The 2,995-nt window shown below is 75.9% G+C and carries 1 protein-coding gene; it reads right to left on the reverse strand.

From position 1 onward, the window contains the following. Nucleotides 1-187 precede the first annotated feature (187 nt). Nucleotides 188-2,995, reverse strand: a 2,808-nt coding sequence (locus DV20_RS46075; RefSeq protein WP_268747388.1) for a beta-ketoacyl synthase N-terminal-like domain-containing protein, incomplete at its 5' end; no start/stop codon positions are given.

The following is a 2,995-nucleotide window of genomic DNA, read 5'->3' on the forward strand; positions in this document are numbered from 1 at the left end:
CCCCGCCAATCACGGGTGATGCCCGCCTGATCACGCGTGATGCCCTTCCGGTGTCCCCCGAACGTGGTGGGTCCGCCGCCAATACCCCTGGCGGCGGGCCCATCACCTCTGTCCGGATGACGCCATGACCGGCGGCCGGCGAAAGGGCCCCTTCCCGGGATCGGGAAGGGGCCCTTTCGGTGGTGGGTCAGCTGCGCTGCTCGGCGATGCGGGCCGCCAGCAGGCGGACCGTGGGGAGCTCCACCACCGCCGTCGCGGGGAGGTTCCAGTGGGCCGCGATGCGGACCGCGCCCGCGGATCGGCCGCCCAGCTCGAAGAAGTTGTCGTCCGCGCCGATCTCCTCGTAGCCCAGTGCCGCCGCCCAGCGGGCCGCCACCTCCTGCTCGAGGCCCGGCTCCGGCTCCACGAACGGCGTGCCCAGCGCCGGCCGCGGCCGGACCGCGCCCGATGACCGGACGGACTCGGGCACGGGGACCGGCCGGGCCGGCGGAACTCCGGACAGCACCACCTCGGTCAGGTGGTCGGCGGCGGCCACCGCGGCGAGCACCTCCGGCGCGGGGTCCGAAGCCGACACCACCGTCGTCCACCGTCCACGGCCGGCAAGCCGCGCCACGCGGGCTTCGGCCGCCGCCACGCGGCCGGCCGGATCCGGCCGGACCAGCAGGATGCCCCGCCGGCCGCCCAGGTCCGGCACGTCGCGGTGGACCTCGGCTTCAGCGTGCCCGGTCAGCTCGTACGGCTCGTGGTGCGGCCGCCACGACTGGTCGCCCCGGACCGCGAGCGGGGTCTCGGCCCGCAGCACCGCCGCCAGCACCTGGTCGATCGAAGCCCCCGCGCCCACGTCGACGTGGCGTGCGGTCAGGGCGGTGAGCGCCGCCTGCGATGGCGTGGTCAGGTCCGGTCCGAGGACGCCGACCGCGCCGGAGGTCAGCGTCACCATCCCCGGCCACAACTCGGCCGCCACCTCGACGTCCCCGGGTGAGCCGCCCAGCGCGAAGGCGTGCACGACCATCCGAGGCACGACGACCAGCGAGTTCGCCAGCGAGGGCAGGTCACCCGGGCCCACGACGAAGTCGCCGGTGTCCAGGAAGGCGCACTCACCGCCCGGGCGCACGGTGGTCACCTCGGCACCGGCCAGCGTGATGCGTTCGGCGAGCGCCTCGCCGACCGGATCGGCGGCGAACACCAGCCACGGCCCCGCCGCCCGCAGCCGGCTTTCCAGGCCGGTCACCGGCTGCGGGTCGAGTCGCCACGAGGGCACGTGAGCCGCCGGACGCGGCTCGGCGACCGGCTCGACCCAGAACCGCTTGCGCTGGAACGGGTACGGCGGCAGCTCGACCCGGCGGCCCGCGCCGCGGTGCAGGGCCGGCCAGTCGGGCGTGCAGCCCGCGAGCCACAGCCGGGCCAACGATTCGAGCACCCACTCCTCAGCCGCCCCGCCCTCGACGACGAGCGTGTCGGTGGCGCTCTCGTCCAGCCGGATACCCAGCCGGGACAGTCCGGCGGCCAGCGCCGACAGCGCGCCGTCACGGGTGGGGGCCGGGGCGGGAACGTCGTCACCGGCGAGCAGGCGGTGGGCCGCCGAAGCCGTCGACGCCCAGTCGGAGCCGGCGCCCGCGACCAGCCGGAACCGCGGGTCGCGGCGGCGGGTTTCGCCGTCGATCCACCGGCCGGGATCGGCCAGCGCGGCCACGGCGTCGGCCTGGTCCTGGACCACGACGGCCCGCCGCAGCGCGAAGTGTCCCCGCGAGACCTGCAGCGTGAAAGCCACGTCGCCGAGATCCAGGGACGGGTGTGCCGCCAGGTGATCGCGCAGCCGCGAGGTCACCTCGTCGAGGGCGGCAGCGTCACCGGCGGAGAAGGTGAGCAGCTGCGGGCCGGCGGAACGCCGCGGCTCCCGCCCCGGCGGCTGCTCGAGGACGACGTGCGCGTTCGTCCCGCCCACGCCGAACGAGCTGACCCCCGCCCGGCGCGGCGCGCCGTCAAGAGGCCAGGGAACGTCGGCGGGCAGCACCGTGAAGCGCTCGTCCATCGCCGGATTGGGCGTGCGGAAGCCGGTGGTGCCCGGCAGGACGCCGTCGCGCAGGTTCAGCGCCGCCCGGATCAGGGACGTGACGCCGGACGCGCGGTCGAGGTGCCCGATGCTCGGCTTGACGGAGCTCAGTACGCACGGCGCCGCGCGCCCGGGCCCGAAGACCCGGTTCAGCGCGGCCAGCTCGATCGAATCCCCCAGCGGCGTGCCGACGGCGTGGCACTCGACGTACCCCACCGTCTCGGGCTTCACCCCGGCCACGGCCAGCGCGGTGTCGACCACCGCGGCCTGCCCGGCCACGCCGGGGGCCGGGTATCCGGCGCGGTCGCGGCCGTCGTTGTTGACCGCCGAGCCGAGGATCACCGCGTGCACGACGTCACCGTCGGCGAGGGCGTCCTCCAGGCGTTTCAGGGCGACAACGGCGGCGCCGGATCCCATCACCGTGCCGTTCGCCGCCGCGTCGAGGGCCCGCACCCGCCCGTCAGGCGACAGGATGTCCCCCTCGGCGTGGAGGTGGCCGCCGGTCTGCGGCAGCGGCAGGGCCGCGCCGCCCGCCAGGGCCAGGTCGCACTCGTAGGTCAGCAGGCTCTGGCACGCCAGGTGCACGGCGACCAGCGAGGTCGAGCAGTACGTCTGCACGGTGATCGCCGGGCCGCGCAGGCCCAGCTTGTACGACACGAGGGAGGTGAGCGAGTCGCGCTCCACGCCCGCGGAGAGCAGGGGCTTGCCGCCCGGCTCCGCGGCGAGCCCGGCGAGGTTGCGGGTCAGGTAGTCGGGGAACGCGCAGCCGGCGAACAGCCCGACGGGCAGGCCGGGGTCGGCCGGCCGGTACCCGGCCCGTTCCAGGGCCTCCCACGAGCACTCCAGCAGCAGCCGGTGGTGCGGTTCCAGGGTTTCCGCTTCGCGCGCGCTGAACCCGAAGGCGGCGGCGTCGAAGGTTTCGACGCCGCCGGCCACCGGCCC

This window comes from Amycolatopsis rifamycinica, assembly GCF_000695625.1.
GTDB classification, from domain to species: Bacteria; Actinomycetota; Actinomycetes; order Mycobacteriales; family Pseudonocardiaceae; genus Amycolatopsis; species Amycolatopsis rifamycinica.